The organism is Segatella copri (genome assembly GCF_019249795.2).
Classification (GTDB): domain Bacteria; phylum Bacteroidota; class Bacteroidia; order Bacteroidales; family Bacteroidaceae; genus Prevotella; species Prevotella copri_B.
In genome coordinates, this window is the sequence record NZ_CP156891.1 from 148,010 (window position 1) to 162,442 (window position 14,433).

At 43.9% G+C, this 14,433-nt stretch carries 14 protein-coding genes; 7 read left to right on the forward strand and 7 right to left on the reverse strand.

Going from position 1 to position 14,433, the window contains the following annotated elements; all coding sequences use genetic code 11:
• Positions 1-100 precede the first annotated feature (100 nt).
• From dapA to KUA48_RS00700, 4 genes are all read left to right on the forward strand, one after another.
• Positions 101-988 (forward strand): 4-hydroxy-tetrahydrodipicolinate synthase, encoded by an 888-nt coding sequence (dapA, locus tag KUA48_RS00685; RefSeq protein ID WP_117693154.1) that lies wholly within the window; start codon positions 101-103, stop codon positions 986-988.
• A gap of 31 nt (positions 989-1,019) precedes the next feature.
• Positions 1,020-1,907 carry an AraC family transcriptional regulator gene (locus tag KUA48_RS00690; protein WP_153086897.1) on the forward strand — a complete coding sequence of 296 codons (888 nt, stop codon included), beginning with the start codon at positions 1,020-1,022 and terminating at the stop codon, positions 1,905-1,907.
• Positions 1,908-2,043: 136 nt separating this feature from the next.
• Positions 2,044-3,447 (forward strand): glucuronate isomerase, encoded by a 1,404-nt coding sequence (gene uxaC, locus KUA48_RS00695; protein WP_218433085.1) that lies wholly within the window; start codon positions 2,044-2,046, stop codon positions 3,445-3,447.
• Positions 3,448-3,552: 105 nt separating this feature from the next.
• Positions 3,553-4,869 carry a YihY/virulence factor BrkB family protein gene (locus KUA48_RS00700; protein WP_218433084.1) on the forward strand — a complete coding sequence of 439 codons (1,317 nt, stop codon included), beginning with the start codon at positions 3,553-3,555 and terminating at the stop codon, positions 4,867-4,869.
• Between the two features lie 63 nt (positions 4,870-4,932).
• Here the strand turns inward: KUA48_RS00700 and KUA48_RS00705 are convergent, their stop codons facing one another.
• Complete coding sequence (locus KUA48_RS00705; RefSeq protein ID WP_118254922.1) at positions 4,933-5,529, reverse strand: phosphoribosyltransferase; 597 nt, start codon at positions 5,527-5,529, stop codon at positions 4,933-4,935.
• Between the two features lie 181 nt (positions 5,530-5,710).
• On the opposite strand from KUA48_RS00705, the gene KUA48_RS00710 reads away from it, so the two are divergent.
• On the forward strand, positions 5,711-6,610 hold the full coding sequence (locus tag KUA48_RS00710) for a YitT family protein (protein WP_006846749.1): 900 nt from the start codon (positions 5,711-5,713) through the stop codon (positions 6,608-6,610).
• A gap of 89 nt (positions 6,611-6,699) precedes the next feature.
• Here the strand turns inward: KUA48_RS00710 and KUA48_RS00715 are convergent, their stop codons facing one another.
• The 3 genes from KUA48_RS00715 to KUA48_RS00725 form a co-directional block, all read right to left on the reverse strand.
• Complete coding sequence (locus KUA48_RS00715; protein ID WP_215652769.1) at positions 6,700-7,137, reverse strand: N-acetylmuramoyl-L-alanine amidase; 438 nt, start codon at positions 7,135-7,137, stop codon at positions 6,700-6,702.
• A 16-nt stretch (positions 7,138-7,153) separates the two neighbouring features.
• The gene (locus KUA48_RS00720) at positions 7,154-7,243 is read right to left on the reverse strand and encodes a smalltalk protein (RefSeq protein WP_218433083.1); all 90 of its coding nucleotides are present in this window, start codon (positions 7,241-7,243) and stop codon (positions 7,154-7,156) included.
• Between the two features lie 286 nt (positions 7,244-7,529).
• The gene (locus KUA48_RS00725) at positions 7,530-8,066 is read right to left on the reverse strand and encodes a DNA-binding protein (protein WP_218415374.1); all 537 of its coding nucleotides are present in this window, start codon (positions 8,064-8,066) and stop codon (positions 7,530-7,532) included.
• A 440-nt stretch (positions 8,067-8,506) separates the two neighbouring features.
• Between KUA48_RS00725 and KUA48_RS00730 the strand changes: the two genes are divergently transcribed.
• Positions 8,507-9,319, forward strand: coding sequence for a site-specific integrase (locus tag KUA48_RS00730; RefSeq protein ID WP_228112445.1), 813 nt, complete (start codon positions 8,507-8,509; stop codon positions 9,317-9,319).
• Complete coding sequence (locus tag KUA48_RS00735; protein WP_153089133.1) at positions 9,316-9,687, forward strand: hypothetical protein; 372 nt, start codon at positions 9,316-9,318, stop codon at positions 9,685-9,687. The genes KUA48_RS00730 and KUA48_RS00735 overlap by 4 nt, the downstream gene beginning before the upstream one ends.
• A gap of 476 nt (positions 9,688-10,163) precedes the next feature.
• On the opposite strand, the gene KUA48_RS00740 is transcribed toward KUA48_RS00735, so the two are convergent.
• From KUA48_RS00740 to KUA48_RS00750, 3 genes are read right to left on the reverse strand one after another with little or no spacing between them, the layout of a single operon-like run.
• Positions 10,164-12,734: a carboxypeptidase-like regulatory domain-containing protein gene (locus tag KUA48_RS00740; protein ID WP_228112443.1), complete on the reverse strand. Its 2,571-nt coding sequence runs from the start codon at positions 12,732-12,734 to the stop codon at positions 10,164-10,166.
• Positions 12,735-12,752: 18 nt separating this feature from the next.
• Positions 12,753-13,583 carry a GLPGLI family protein gene (locus KUA48_RS00745; protein WP_153088386.1) on the reverse strand — a complete coding sequence of 277 codons (831 nt, stop codon included), beginning with the start codon at positions 13,581-13,583 and terminating at the stop codon, positions 12,753-12,755.
• 29 nt (positions 13,584-13,612) lie between these two features.
• Positions 13,613-14,404, reverse strand: coding sequence for a leucine-rich repeat domain-containing protein (locus KUA48_RS00750; RefSeq protein WP_022253092.1), 792 nt, complete (start codon positions 14,402-14,404; stop codon positions 13,613-13,615).
• Between the last annotated feature and the right edge of the window lie 29 nt (positions 14,405-14,433).

Consider the following 14,433-nt stretch of genomic DNA (forward strand, 5'->3'; position numbering starts at 1 on the left):
TTTTTTCAAAAATGGTACAATCTTGAAAGAAAAGTTCATTTTTATTTTGCAAATTGACAATAATTGTGTACTTTTGCCAACGTTTTTGATATTATAGATTATGGCACAGAATATATTCAAGGGTTTAGGTGTTGCCCTTATTACTCCTTTTAACACCGATGGCTCGGTTGATTATCAGTCGCTCAAGCGATTGGTAGAGTTTCAAATTGACAATGGTGCAGACTTCCTTTGCATCCTTGCCACAACTGGTGAGGCTCCATGTCTTACACAGGAAGAGAAAGATAAAATCACAGAATTGGTGAAAGATGTGAACAAGGGTCGCATCAAGATATTGAAATATTGTGGCGGTAATAATACTGCTGCTGTCGTTGAAGAAATCAAGAACACCGACTGGAGTGGCATCGATGGTATCCTCAGTATCTGTCCTTACTACAACAAACCTTCTCAGGAAGGTCTCTATCAGCACTTCAAGGCCATCGCCCAGGTTAGTCCGCTGCCTATCGTGCTCTACAATGTTCCTGGCAGAACCGGTATCAACATGAAGCCTGAAACAACCTGCCGTATCGCCCGTGACTTCCCTAATGTGGTAGCTGTGAAGGAGGCTAGTGGCAGCCTGGAGCAGGTAGATGAGATTATCAAGAACAAGCCTGATAATTTTGATGTTATCAGCGGCGATGATGCGCTTACCTTCTCAATGATTGCCAGTGGTGCTGCCGGCGTTATCTCTGTTATCGGCAATGCCCTGCCTAAGGCTTTTAGCCGTATGATCCGTCTCGAGTTCCGTGGCGAATATGAGCCAGCCCGTAAGATTCATCATTCTTTCACTGAACTCTACAGTCTGCTCTTTGTTGACGGTAACCCTGCCGGCGTAAAGGCGCTCCTCAATGATATGGGTTTCATCGAGAACGAGCTCCGTCTTCCTCTGGTTCCTACCCGTATCGCAACCAAGCAGAAGATGAGCGACATTCTGAAGACTTTGAATATCTAAAATAGTGATTAGTTATTAATCATTTAGTACCATGGTAGATGATAGAAGAATCATACACGAGATAACACCGCTGATGGGTAATGATGTGCTCTATATTGCAGACCGACACAAAAAGGAGTTTACTTATCCTATCCATAACCATTCGGTGTACGAGTTGAACTTTGTAGAGAATGCAAAGGGAGTAAGAAGAATCGTTGGAGATTCGCAGGAGGTGATAGGCGATTATGATCTCTGTCTCATCACATCGCCCGATCTGGAGCATGTATGGGAGCAGAACGAATGCCACAGCGATGACATCCGTGAGATTACCGTCCAGTTTGATTTCTCCATGAGTGATGAAACGCTCTTTGGAAGAAATCCCTACGCCAGCATTACCCGTATGATGCAGGAAGCAAAGAAGGGACTCTCATTCCCGTTGCAGGCAATCATGAAGGTATACGGAATGCTCGATACTTTAAGTTCCGTAAAAGACGGTTTCTATGCCGTACAGCAGTTCCTGACCATTCTCTACGAACTGTCACGCTGCGAAAATGCCCGCACCCTGGCTTCCAGCAGTTATGCCAAGGTAACGGTAGAAGACGATAGCCGGCGCATCCTGAAGGTGAAGAATTTCATCTCCAAGAACTATATGGATGAACTCCGTCTGCCGGAGCTTGCCTCGCTGGCAGGCATGAGCAGCAGTGCGTTCAGCCGTTTCTTCAAGCTCCATACCGGCAGAAATATCTCTGAGTATATCATCGACCTGCGTCTGGGTTATGCTGCCCGTATGCTGGTAGATACCGCCAAGAGTATTAGCGAGATAGGTTTTGATTGCGGATTCAACAATCTCAGCAACTTCAACCGCATCTTCAAGAAAAAGAAAGGATGCTCGCCAAGCGAGTTCCGGGAAAGCTATCATAAGACAAGAATCATTGTATAATACAGCCAACGTAATCGTTTAAGTGAAATTATCAAAAATATTTCGCTTAAACGATTCTTTTTTCCGATATTTGTTGTATCTTTGCGCTACAATTTGAAATGTATAAATAAACATTTAAAAACTACGATAACGAATTATGAAGCAATTTATGGATGAAAACTTCCTGCTCGACACTAAGACTGCACAGGATCTTTTCCACAATCATGCGGCTAAAATGCCAATTATCGATTATCACTGCCACCTCATCCCTGAGATGGTAGCCAATGATCACAAGTTTAAGAGTATTACAGAACTTTGGCTCGGCGGCGACCACTACAAGTGGCGTGCTATGCGTACCAATGGTGTAGATGAGCGCTTCTGCACAGGTACTGATACTAGCGACTGGGAGAAGTTCGAGAAGTGGGCTGAAACAGTGCCTTATACATTCCGTAACCCTCTCTATCACTGGACTCACCTGGAGCTCAAGACTGCTTTCGGTATCAATAAGCAGCTCAGCCCTAAGACAGCCCGTGAAATCTACGATGAGTGTAACGAGAAGTTGCAGTTGCCAGAATTCAGCGCTCGTGGCTTGATGCGTCACTATAACGTAGAGTGTGTTTGTACAACAGACGACCCAATCGATGACCTGCGTTACCACAAGCAGACACGTGAGAGCGGTTTCGAAATCAAGATGATTCCTGCTTGGCGTCCTGACAAGGCTATGAACATCGAGAAACCAGATTTCGCTGACTATATGAACAGGCTCGGTGAGGTAGCAGGTGTTAACCTCGTTACATTCCAGGATATGGTTGATGCTTTACAGAAGCGTCACGACTTCTTTACTGAGAACGGCTGTAAGTTGAGCGACCACGGTATCGAGGAGTTCTACGATGAGTCATACACAGATTCTCAGATTGAGACTATCTTTGCCAAGGCTATGCGTGGCCAGCAGCTTTCTGCTCTCGAAATCCGTCAGTACAAGCATGCATTCCTCAAGGTTTGCGCTGAGATGGATCACGCTGCCGACTGGACACAGCAGTACCACTATGGTGCTATCCGCGACAACAATACACTGATGTACAACAAGCTCGGTGCTGATACCGGTTTCGATTCTATCGGTGAGTTCACTACAGCCAAGGCTATGAGCAGCTTCCTCAATGAGCTCAACATGGAGGGTAAGCTTACACGTACTATCCTCTATACATTGAACCCATGTGCCAACGAGGTAATCGCTACTATGCTCGGTAACTTCCAGGATGGTTCTTGCCCAGGTAAGATCCAGTTTGGTTCTGGCTGGTGGTTCAACGATCAGCTCGATGGTATGACCCGCCAGATGAACGCACTCTCTGTATTGGGTCTCCTGAGCCGTTTCGTAGGTATGTTGACCGACTCACGTTCATTCCTCAGCTATCCACGTCACGAGTACTTCCGTCGTTTGCTCTGCAACCTCCTCGGCAATGATGTAGAGAAGGGCTTGCTTCCTAACGACATGGAGAGCCTCTCTCGCATGGTAGAGGATATCTCTTACAACAATGCTCGCAACTACTTCAAGTTCTATTAATCCATAGAACTGAAGCAATTTATACTAAGACAAATCCCTTCACGGCATCCCGGTGGTGTTGTGAAGGGATTTGATGTTTCATCGTGAAACCAATACTTTAAACTTATGGGGATAATAGACAGAATACTAGGTTTTTACGAAGATATCAGAGAATTCAATTCTTCTAATATCAAAGACTTTCGGGGCAGACTCAAGTCTTGGATCAAGATGGGTATGCTTGCCGGTCGCATCTTCTATCTCAAGGATATGTGGGCCAGGGATGTGGCTGCCTTGACTTTTGCCTCCTTCATGGCTATGATACCTTTCATGGCTATGATGTTTGTCATAGCCCGTGGTTTCGGCTATGCCTCTCTGCTCGAATCCTGGCTCTCTACCACCTTCGAGGCACAGCCTGTTGTGGCGCAGACCATCGTTAACTTCGTTCACAATTATATCGAGAATACGCAGAGCAACTACATCATCGGTACGGGTATCGTGATGTTTCTCTATACCATCGTTTCGCTGATGCAGAAGATAGAGCTTACCTTCGATGACATCTGGCATACGGGCGAGCGTTCGTGGAAACAGATTGTTACCGAATATCCTACCATTCTGTTTGGTCTGGGACTGCTGATACTCTTTGCTTCGAGCATCAATGTATGGACGGTGAATATGGTGGATAATGTAGACAGAATAGCAGATATCGGGGATAGCATTCCTTCGTTCATCCTTCATCTGGCGGCTTTTGTTCCGATGTTCCTGTTCTTCGTGTTCTGCTATTATGTCATCCCGAATACCTATATCCGGGTTCGCAGTACCCTGGTTCCATCGTTCCTGGCGGGTGTCTGCATGACGGCACTTCAGTATGGATATATCTATCTGCAGGTTTTTCTGTCCAGCTACAATGTCATCTATGGTTCGCTGGCAGCCATTCCGCTTTTCCTGTTATGGCTTCAGATTTCGTGGGCTATCGTAGTGTTTGGCGCCTTGCTTTGCCATACCAACCAGAACATCCATTATTATGATGGTGATTTGCAGTACGATCACCTGAAACTGGTGCAGCGCATCAAGGTTTGTGGGGTAGTGATGCATCTGGTATGTCGTCGGTTCAATCAGGGCGAACAGGCGTATACTCCGAAAGAAATTCATGATTTAACGAAGATACCTCAACAGATTGTCAACCAGTCGGTTAAGGAGCTGTTACGTGCCCGTTTGCTGGTAGAAATCCGGAATGGTAAGAAAAGCAGTTTTGAGGAATCGGTGGTTCTTCATCCGATAGAGAAGATAGAGCATCTTACCTATGGTGTAATGATAGAGCGCCTCTTCAGTTATGGCGAGGATGTCTCAAGCCTAGCCGCATTGGAGTCGGATATGGCGATGTGGAAGGATATCGACATCGTGAATGCAGAGTTCATAGAAAAGGGAAAGCAAATCGCTTTCTGATAATAAACGGTGTTTTTTAGGCACGTGTAATCCGTGCCTGAAAAACTATCAATTTATAGTATCTTATTTCTGGTCATATCCGTCAGAAATCTTTTTTCCCAGTGCTAGCGCCAGTTCAACCTTGGCACCATATCCTTCCAGCTGGTCGGCAAACTTTGCTACCGAATTGCCGGATGCGATGATGTCATCAAAGAGAATGATCTTTTTGCCCTGGAAGAAAGCCTCGTCGATATGGAGTTCATCTACAGGATCGCCATCTTCATCTACATCATGCGTGTAGCTGAAGGCAGGGTAGGCGTTGGTCATGCCCGTAGCCTTGCATATCTCCTCGCTGAACTCCTTGAAACGGCGCTTGGTATGCGCCTCAAGAGCTGCAGGAATGCAGACCAGGGTAAACTGTGCTGCCTCTTCGCCCAAAAGATTCTTCAGCTTGTCTGATACCATTTCGATAGCCTTCTTCAGGGCTTCCTGATGGTCCATCTCCGTAGTGAGCTCAGAGTTACCTTTAAAGTTGACGATAAGGTCGCGTTTTTCCCATTCCTCTGCTGTGAGTTCAAAAGTACCGAAGGCGCTGAATGCAGCGTAGTCGACAAGCCATTTGTAGTGCAGTCCGTTTTTCAGGACTGGCCACGAGTTGATTTCATTTTCGTAATTAGCCATAGACTAGAATTTTTTGATAATTAATAATGCATAGTTTCTGCAAAAATAGGAAATCTTTTCGAATTAAGGTGCCGGTTTCATAAAAAAGATTTGTTTTTTAAGTAATATTTCACGTAGCTGCCTTTTTTTTACTTATTTTTTAGTACCTTTGCACCGCATTTTAAGAAATACGTATATTTATATGACGAGAAAAACAAAACTTCATGAAATCCGCGACTACGTTATCATTGCCCTGGCGATGATAGAAGGTAGTATCGGTTTGAACATCTTCCTGCTTCCCAATCATATCACGATGGGTGGTGTAGGAGGTATTGCTTCTATCCTTTATTGGGGATTTGGCATCCCGGCATCTGTATCTTATCTGGCGCTCAATGTGTTCCTGCTTCTCATCGCATTCCGCATTCTGGGCTATAAGTTCTGTCTGAAGACCATCTATGGTGTTGGTATCTTTGCCTTAACTACCCGTCTGATAGAGACGCATACGGTAGGCATGACGCCGCTGCTTCACGACCAGCCGTTCATGGCAACGGTCATCGGTGCGTTCTTCATGGGTAGCAGTGCCGGTCTGGGTCTTTCCTGCAATGGTTCTACGGGTGGTTCTGATACCGTAGCGGCGATGATCAACAAGTATTGGAACATTTCCCTGGGTCATGCCATCATGATTTGCGACCTGTGTATCATCACCAGTTCTTATCTGGTATTGCGCGATTGGGAGATGGTGATTTACGGTTATGTCTGCCTCTTTGTGCAGTCGCTCTGTGTAGATCATGTGGTGAATGCGTTGCGCCGTTCGGTTCAGTTCTTCATCATCAGCGACAAATATCTGGAGCTCAGTGCAGCCATCAATACCGCCGCCGACCGAGGTTGTACGGTGATGGATGGTCATGGCTGTTACAGTGGCAAGGATGTCCACATGCTGTTTGTATTGGCGCGTCAGCGTGAGTCTCAGAAGATATTCCGTCTTATCGACGAGATAGATCCTACCGCCTTTGTCAGCCAGAGTGCCGTCATCGGTGTTTATGGCGAAGGTTTCGACCGTTTCAAGGTAGGCAAGAAGATAGGTTTGCCGAAGAAGAAATAGATAAACAGAAAAAGGGTGTGTCATAACTGCATGACACACCCTTTTTTAGTAATTTTCTAAGTATAGACATCTATATCCTCTGGCTTCGGCTAGATATGGAAATCTACCAACTTCAGCCATCGCTTGACATCAAACGACGGACAGTCTTTGTGAACGTTCGGCAAATCGCGGTGCCCCAGTATCTCTGCATTAGGATAGGAGAGGCAGAGGCTCTCCAGAAGCGAATACAGAGCCTGATTCTGGGCTGGAGTGCGCGTATCGGCAGGCTTGCCGTTCTTGTCGAGACCTCCCTCATAACAGATGCCGATGCTGTGGGCATTGTAATGACGGGCATGGGCTCCGACTTCCGATTCCGGACGACCCGGATATACCACACCATCCTTCGTGATGTAATAATGATAGCCGATACTCTTGAAACCGCGGGCAAGATGGCAGGCCTCCAACTGCTCGAATGTGAAATCCTGAGTCACTCTCGTGGCAGAACAGTGGATCACGATGAGTGAAATGCTACGATGTTTCTGTGTCATGGCAACCTCCCTTCTTTTAGCAGTTCTGTACACAGAATGAGCTGGCTACAGCTGTTAATATCGTGATGAGGAAGTTGATGATGGTTTTCCAATTTACTTTTTTCATTTTGCTTTGTTTTTTAATGATTAATACTAAGTGGATAATGATAGTCACATGCTTGTTTTAGTGGTTGAAATTTAGTTTCAGTAAGCGTTTCTGGAAGAAGAAGGGCGGGGGAGTAACTGCCAGCCCGGATACCCGTAAAAGGCAGGTTCTTGGGTCGTTATGATTTGCTGTTTATCCGTAATCGTCAGGATGAAAACCAGCCGCTTTGTGCCTTCGGAATATCCCTGTCGCCGGTCAGTTCACTCCTTCCTTCTTCTGTCGTTTCGCATATTTGAGAGACGGATCCCTACTCCAGGCCGTCTCCGCTGTCGCCTGTTCCCTCGGTGCTGCCGCCTTGTGATGTACCGCCGCCCTCAGTGGTTCCGCCGCCCTGTGTGTTATCGCCAGTGGTGGTATCGCCTGCAGCGCTCTCGCTAGAGTTGAGGAGATCCATGGCGTTCTTGGCGTTGGCATCGAGAGAGAGCTGGGTGTTGCTGAGCTTGCCGGTAGCACGGGCTCTGAGGCGGTAGCCTTCTACAAACTTGGCGAGGCTCCACTCCTTGATGCTGGCGGCTCCCATCTTGTTGATGATGCCGATGGAGAAGATGGCGAGGTTGTCTATCTTCACAGCCTTGTTCTGGAGTACGAGCTCCTTCACACAGCTCACCATATCGGTGAGAAGGCCCTTGATGGCACCCTTCGAGAACGGGGTGTTGTGGTTCGCCATGTGTTCGGCGAGTTTATCGATACCGATGGTTTCTGTTACTACTGGTCGCGCATAATATTTGCCATACGCTTCCTTGATTGTCTTGTTCTTGTTCTTCACTAACTTGATGAGAATCATACTTTTAAAAATTTAGTTTTAGTAAAAGCAGTCTGTGTCTCCGCCGAGACCGTTGCTGCATCAAACTCTCTGATTGACGATACAAAGATACAACATTCCCGAACCCCCAATTATGCGATTTGTGCGATTTGCAGGGATTCGGGAAAAAAGGTTGAAAAAAGTGGTATTTTTTTATGTTACTGAACTTTCAACGATGTAGAGCGGAGCGCAGGGATATTAAGAATTGCTTTTATCTGAAAAGGACGCCTAAAAAGGCAAAAAATAGTAAAATAGAGCATTTGTTTTGAGTTTCAAGTGGTTGTGGCAGTCGTTGGTTTTAGTTGGCAGTGACAAGGAAATGAGGAAAAAGAAGATTAGAGAAGTAGAAACGCTTTCAAATCATTACCCAATGGAAACGCCCTAATAAGCATTTTTAACGGTGGCGGTTCATATATCTTGTGGTGAGAAAGTACGTTGCCGAGTTCATCAAGTATCAGTACAAGCGCAGCGATATGTCCATGAATGAGCTTACTGAGGAGTTCATCCGTGACTATTGCCTTTACTTGAAAAATGTGGTAGGGCTTGCGCAGTCCTCCATTTGGATTTACTCCATACCTCTGAAACATATCGTTACGGCGGCACACTACAACGGCAAGATACCGAGAAATCCGTTTGCCATGTACCACGTTGATCCAGACCATAAGGAACGTGAGTTCTTGACCTTGGACGAGCTTACCGCCATGACTGAGATAAAGTTGGAAGACCCCAACATGGCATTTGCGAGAGACCTTTTTATCTTTGGCAGTTGGACAGGTATAGCTTTCATCGACATCAAGAACTTGACGGAAGATAACATCACCATGGTAAACGGTGCTCCTTGGATAGTGTCCAAGCGTCAGAAGACAGGCGTACCGTTCCAAATCAAGCTGTTGGATATTCCTATGCAGATAGTTGAGAGATACAAATCTTTCAGAAACGGCAATCACTTGTTCAACATTGGCAACCTTGACAGCATCAACAAGCGCATCAAAAAAGTAGCGGTAATGTGTGGCATCAAGAAACGAGTTTCATTTCATGTCTCCCGCCATAGTTGGGCTGTTTTAGCATTGGAGTATGGTATGCCAATAGAGAGCGTTAGCAAAATTCTCGGTCACACGAATATCACCACGACACAGATATACGCCAAGGTGACAAGCAGCAAACTTGACCATGATATTTCTGTCTTTGAAAGTCGAATCAAGGGGCATTTGCCTGTAATGGGAGGAATGGCATGAAAAGGACAACTATCACTATGGACGGAAATGGGATACTTTCCATTCCGTCCAACTTAGAGGAACTGTGGATGAGTGAGGGAGAGTTGGTTGATATACTTTATGTTACCGCTCCGAAACTCAACTCAGTGATACGAGCCATATATAAAGAAGGTATGTTGTCTATGTCGGAAGTCCAATGCAAGGACGAAACTCCCGTTAGTGTTTGGCAAACGCTGTATAATTTTCCTATGATAGTTGCCATTTGCTTTCGTCTCCACTCTTTTGGCGCAGCACAACTTCGTGAAGTTATCCTCAAGAGATTGTACGAAACAAAAGAGAAAACAACTATTGTCCTGCAACTCAACGGAGGGACGAATGCCTTTTGTTGAAATTGGTCGTATCTTTGACGCTTCGGTTGTTCACTGTCGTATAGAAATGCACTTGTAATGTGATAAAGATATATCCATGCAAAGAATAGTGTAAGCATATATACATTGATGTCATACGTTTTACATGTTTATCGTATGACATGCAGGAATACATTTTTGTTCATCCCGAGGAATGGTATTCTATGTCCCCAATTCTTCGGGATTTATTTGTTTCATCCTTTGGACATAGCGAAAAACGAGTCGTTCCTTGGAGGCTTTGCGCCTCCAGCCACTTGGGCGAACCACCGCAGTGTTTTCAATGGTATTAGGTTTTATTCTTGCCAAAACATTGTGTCCACAAAGACACAGCAAGGTATGTTTCGAGTTACTCGAAACCTTTTGGGTTACTCCCAAAGACCTTGCCATAAATGGATGTATTTCTCTCCAAAGTTGAGAAATAATAAAAACTTTATTTTACAACACCTGTTTTGTTAGGTTTACATTGTTAGTTTTACAGTGCAGACACACTCTCTTCCCCTCAGTAGATAGTTATACGTGAAGGTATTGACGGAATTATAGATAGTGTATGCATATTGGCGTTGATTCAAAATGTTCCTGATGTCAAAAGAAATCTTCATGGCTTTCTTCCTATATGACAACCCCATATCGAACAAACTCATTGTCTTTGACACATCTTTCGTCAATTCATTCTTTACAATGTCAGCAGAAGTGTCGAATGTAAAGCCATCGAATGGCATGAGTTTCAATGACACTTTGTGTTGTTGGCTCAGATAGCTGTTGTTCTGATACTTCGTGGAAAGATAAGTTTTGGCAAACATTCCGTTATAAGCCAACTCCACATACTTGCAAGGCTGTGAAGTCAGATATGGGGAGAATGCCCAACTCTTCCATGTGTATTTCTGTTGATTGTCGTTCTGCAAAGTCGTTTGTCGCTTCCATTGGTAGCCACCATTCAAGGAAATCTTTGTCTTGATGGGTTCTATAAATTTAGTGACACCAACTTGCCCCATAAAACTTCTACCTGTATTTGGGGCATATATCTTCGACATCGTGATGAGAGTAGAACTTGCATCTTGACTCATCAGTAAGTTGTTCTTTTCCTGATTATATAGAAAGTCTGCATTGAAGAACCACATTTTCAGTGGTATCTTATAGTCGTAATGCAATGAGGCGTTCAAACTCTTGTTGTCCGCCAAGATACCAGAGCCAACCTTCAGCGAGGTGTCATTGAATCTGACGGGTGTTTTCAAGAAATCCAAAATGTCCCCAAAGGTGCGAGCATAGAATATGTTGGTGCGAAGTACCGAGCGAGAAGTTACCTTATAGTTGCAATATACGCTAGGACAAACAGAATAATACCAAGAACCAGACGATGCGCTTTCCAAGTTGTCCTTATGGATTATATAGTCTATGCGCATAGGTATTTCCAATCGGAAGACATATTTATATTGAGGATGTGAGTACTCATATTGTGGTACCAGAGCCATTCTGAGATTCTGCATATTCACATCATTGCTCTCGTCTGTAGGGTGCAGGCTTGTTTGCACCTTATCCATATAATAATTCAGCAATATTGGTAAATAAATACGAGAATAGAGATGCTTCTTAGACATTGAGAGAGTATTCTCTGTACGAAAACTTCTTCCATTGGCATTTTGTACCACATTATCGGTAGTTTCCTTGTTAAGAGTTATCTTTCCCATAGGAGAACCTTGATACGACATGATAGACGTAACCGCCCAACACAAATCCTTGTGATGCCACAAGGTAGAGAACTTGTTGTTCACATAAAACTCTCTCATGGTCTGCTTCTGGTTAAAGAGAGAACCGTTCTCTTTAGTAGGCAATTCTGATGTCAGAAAAGAACCTGTGCTCGACAGTGTGTTGCTAAGATAAGTCTTTTCTGAGTTGTCCTTGTATTCCAACTGGATGCTTGGGCGATGTATGGTTGATAGGGGAGAATACTCTTGGGCGATAATGACATTGTTATCCGCATCCGCATAACTTCTCGTCAAGCTATAGTCGTACTGACTTTTGGCATAGCTATACCCGATATTACCTTTTAGGGTAACATCCTTTCTTATCTTTCTCAATATGTTGAATGACAATAATCTATCTGTTGGTGAGGCATATCTGTCAACTTCAATAGGAGGAGTGGTAGCGGAAATGTTCTCTAATAAATTAGACAACGTAGATAATGTCTCTTTGTTGTCAAAGTGATTCGTCCCATCAGTCAATGCAAACTGATTGATATTGCCTGCTTTTAGCGAAGCCAACATTTGAAAGTTGGATTTGAAGAGCATACCGGCACCATTGATTTCATATAAGGTATGTTTGCCTGCCCCTAATGACACTCCATAAGAGCCTACAGGCTTAAACTTTGCCTTGTTGCTCATGTTCACATTGATAGCCACGTTGTCTGAGAATACATCTTTGTTGGCTTTTATGGCTTGGTGGTTACTCAACACTTGGACTGAGTTGACAAAAGAAGCGGGTATATTGGTAGTGGCAATGTTGTATCGTCCACCCAACAAATCCATGCCATTGATATAGAAGTTAGAAATCTCCTTGCCCAGATATTTGATAGAACCTTTGTCACCTACTTCAATGCCAGGGAGTTTCTTCATGGCATCTTTCAGCGTATAGTCATTCTTTCCGATATACGAGGCTAAGTTGTATGACAAAGTATCCCCTCGTTGGTAGATGGCTGGAGCTTTTACAACAACCTCTTTTAGGTCTGTGGTCTTTTCCTTTAGATTGAAGTTGCACTCTTGTGAGACATTCTTGATTTCTCTTTTGGTTTTCTCGTATCCGATGGCTTCGGCAGTGACGATTAGCTGCTTGGCATCTGACTTTAGTGTTATCTTATAAGTTCCATTTTCTGATGTTCTCGCAAAGCCAAGAGTAGCCTTATCGGCATTTACTCTTACGATGACACCTTCCAAAGCCGTGCCAATGGTGTCACGCACTATTCCTGTAACTACACTTTGGGCAAAAGTGCAGTTACAGAGACAAGCTAACATCATCAAAATTAAAAACCTTATCATATTTATCAATCTCTTTGTTTACTTCAATTCGAGAGGAACATATCCATTAGGGCGCACTCTCAGTACCACACCATTGACCAAGGCACTATGCCCACCATCCTCATATTTCTGAATAGTCATCTCGCTGATGGATTCTGCAGGAATGTTGCCCATAGGATTTTGCTCAAACTTATTCTTCGCCTTGACAAACTGTTCCCTCGAAGTCTTGATGGTATTGGTGTAAGGCTTGAAGTTCATAGGGGTGCTTGATTTACGGAAAGTTATAGCTTTGAACTTATGTATGCCTTCTGAATCCTTTGCTGCCAATACCAAGCCTGGCAAACCACAAAGTTTCCATGGTCCAAAGGATGCTGGTATGTCCGTGGAATACCAAACAGTCCAAGTTCTTCCACCATATTCTCCAACAGCTTTCTGACAGGTGTAACCACAGATAGTGTCAATGCCCTCGCTCAGATTCCAATTTATGGGATTGGCACTTTCCGTATAGCTGTAGTAGTTTGGCGTGATTACGCTATAAACGGTCAGTTTGCCCTTAGGCACATTTTGAGAGACAGATTGGTCGAAAAGCAAATCATTTCTCTTTTCCCGTGTCTTGAACTTTTGAATCTCTGATTTTGGCGCTTTGCAAGCAATGGCAGAGTCTGCTTGAAACGCAGTGTAATCAGAGAACATAGCTGAGTTTCTGCCAATTTGAAGAATGGTAGAAGTGGCATCAGAAGAGCCTTTGTCATTCTTCATTTGGTACTCGTAGATGCATTCGTATTCATCTACGGAAGAGGAACTCGTTTTCTGCCCGAATGTCTCTGATGTTAGGCAGATGGTGGTTATCAATAAAACAATCTTTTTCATATTCTTTGTCTTTATTGTTGATACTAATGTTATTTCTCTTGGCTTATTGGGCAATTCATAAATGCGGAAGAGTCAACTTTGGGATTAGAATTATACTTCACGAATAAAAGTGACTCGCAGTTTCCAAATGCTCTATATCCGATTTTCTGCAAAGATGCAGGGAGATTGATGCCTTTAAGGTTAATGCATCGGGCAAAGGCAAAATCGGAGATCTCTCTCAAATTGTTCGGAAAGACTATGCGTTCCAAGTTCTTGCAACCAGAAAATGCACGGTCGTTAATTACTTCTAGTTGATTCTTGAATACAAGGGCCTTTATGCCTTCGCAACAAGTGAAAGCCAGTCTTCCTATTTTGCTCACATGCTCAGGTATCACGGATATGCAGACCTTATTACAATCCCAAAATGTCCATTCACCGATTTCTTGCAAACTGTCCGGCAAGACGCTAAGCTCTAATTGATGGTCCATATTGAATGCACTATTGCCGATATACCTCACTGTGTTTGGCATCTTTACGGTTTGAAGATTCTCACAAGTATTGAAAGCTCGTTTTTCTATAATCAGCAAATTGTCGGGAAGGATGACTTGCTTGATGTACTTATTCATTTCAAAAGCCATTTCTCCTATTACTTTTACATCCTTAAGCTCTTGGATGTTATTAAAATCCACAACAGAGTCTTTTCCTTCCCATTTCACAAGGCGAGTTCCATATTGTGAATCTTCTACCGTAAAATGGCTCTTTCCTTTTGCCAATGAAAGTGTTGGTAACCAACAAAGGCATAGCAGAAATAGTACAGCAACTGAAATCTTACTTTTTATCATAATCTTCTATTTTTAGTGTTCTTTATATT

Bases quoted from the DNA above. Each gene is read 5' to 3' on its own strand.
- KUA48_RS00750 (WP_022253092.1), bottom strand. From the start codon at position 14,404: ATGATAAAAAGTAAGATTTCAGTTGCTGTACTATTTCTGCTATGCCTT.
- KUA48_RS00715 (WP_215652769.1), bottom strand. From the start codon at position 7,137: ATGACACAGAAACATCGTAGCATTTCACTCATCGTGATCCACTGTTCT.
- KUA48_RS00700 (WP_218433084.1), top strand. From the start codon at position 3,553: ATGGGGATAATAGACAGAATACTAGGTTTTTACGAAGATATCAGAGAA.
- KUA48_RS00735 (WP_153089133.1), top strand. From the start codon at position 9,316: ATGAAAAGGACAACTATCACTATGGACGGAAATGGGATACTTTCCATT.
- uxaC (WP_218433085.1), top strand. From the start codon at position 2,044: ATGAAGCAATTTATGGATGAAAACTTCCTGCTCGACACTAAGACTGCA.
- KUA48_RS00740 (WP_228112443.1), bottom strand. From the start codon at position 12,734: ATGATAAGGTTTTTAATTTTGATGATGTTAGCTTGTCTCTGTAACTGC.
- dapA (WP_117693154.1), top strand. From the start codon at position 101: ATGGCACAGAATATATTCAAGGGTTTAGGTGTTGCCCTTATTACTCCT.
- KUA48_RS00710 (WP_006846749.1), top strand. From the start codon at position 5,711: ATGACGAGAAAAACAAAACTTCATGAAATCCGCGACTACGTTATCATT.
- KUA48_RS00745 (WP_153088386.1), bottom strand. From the start codon at position 13,583: ATGAAAAAGATTGTTTTATTGATAACCACCATCTGCCTAACATCAGAG.
- KUA48_RS00705 (WP_118254922.1), bottom strand. From the start codon at position 5,529: ATGGCTAATTACGAAAATGAAATCAACTCGTGGCCAGTCCTGAAAAAC.
- KUA48_RS00720 (WP_218433083.1), bottom strand. From the start codon at position 7,243: ATGAAAAAAGTAAATTGGAAAACCATCATCAACTTCCTCATCACGATA.
- KUA48_RS00725 (WP_218415374.1), bottom strand. From the start codon at position 8,066: ATGATTCTCATCAAGTTAGTGAAGAACAAGAACAAGACAATCAAGGAA.
- KUA48_RS00690 (WP_153086897.1), top strand. From the start codon at position 1,020: ATGGTAGATGATAGAAGAATCATACACGAGATAACACCGCTGATGGGT.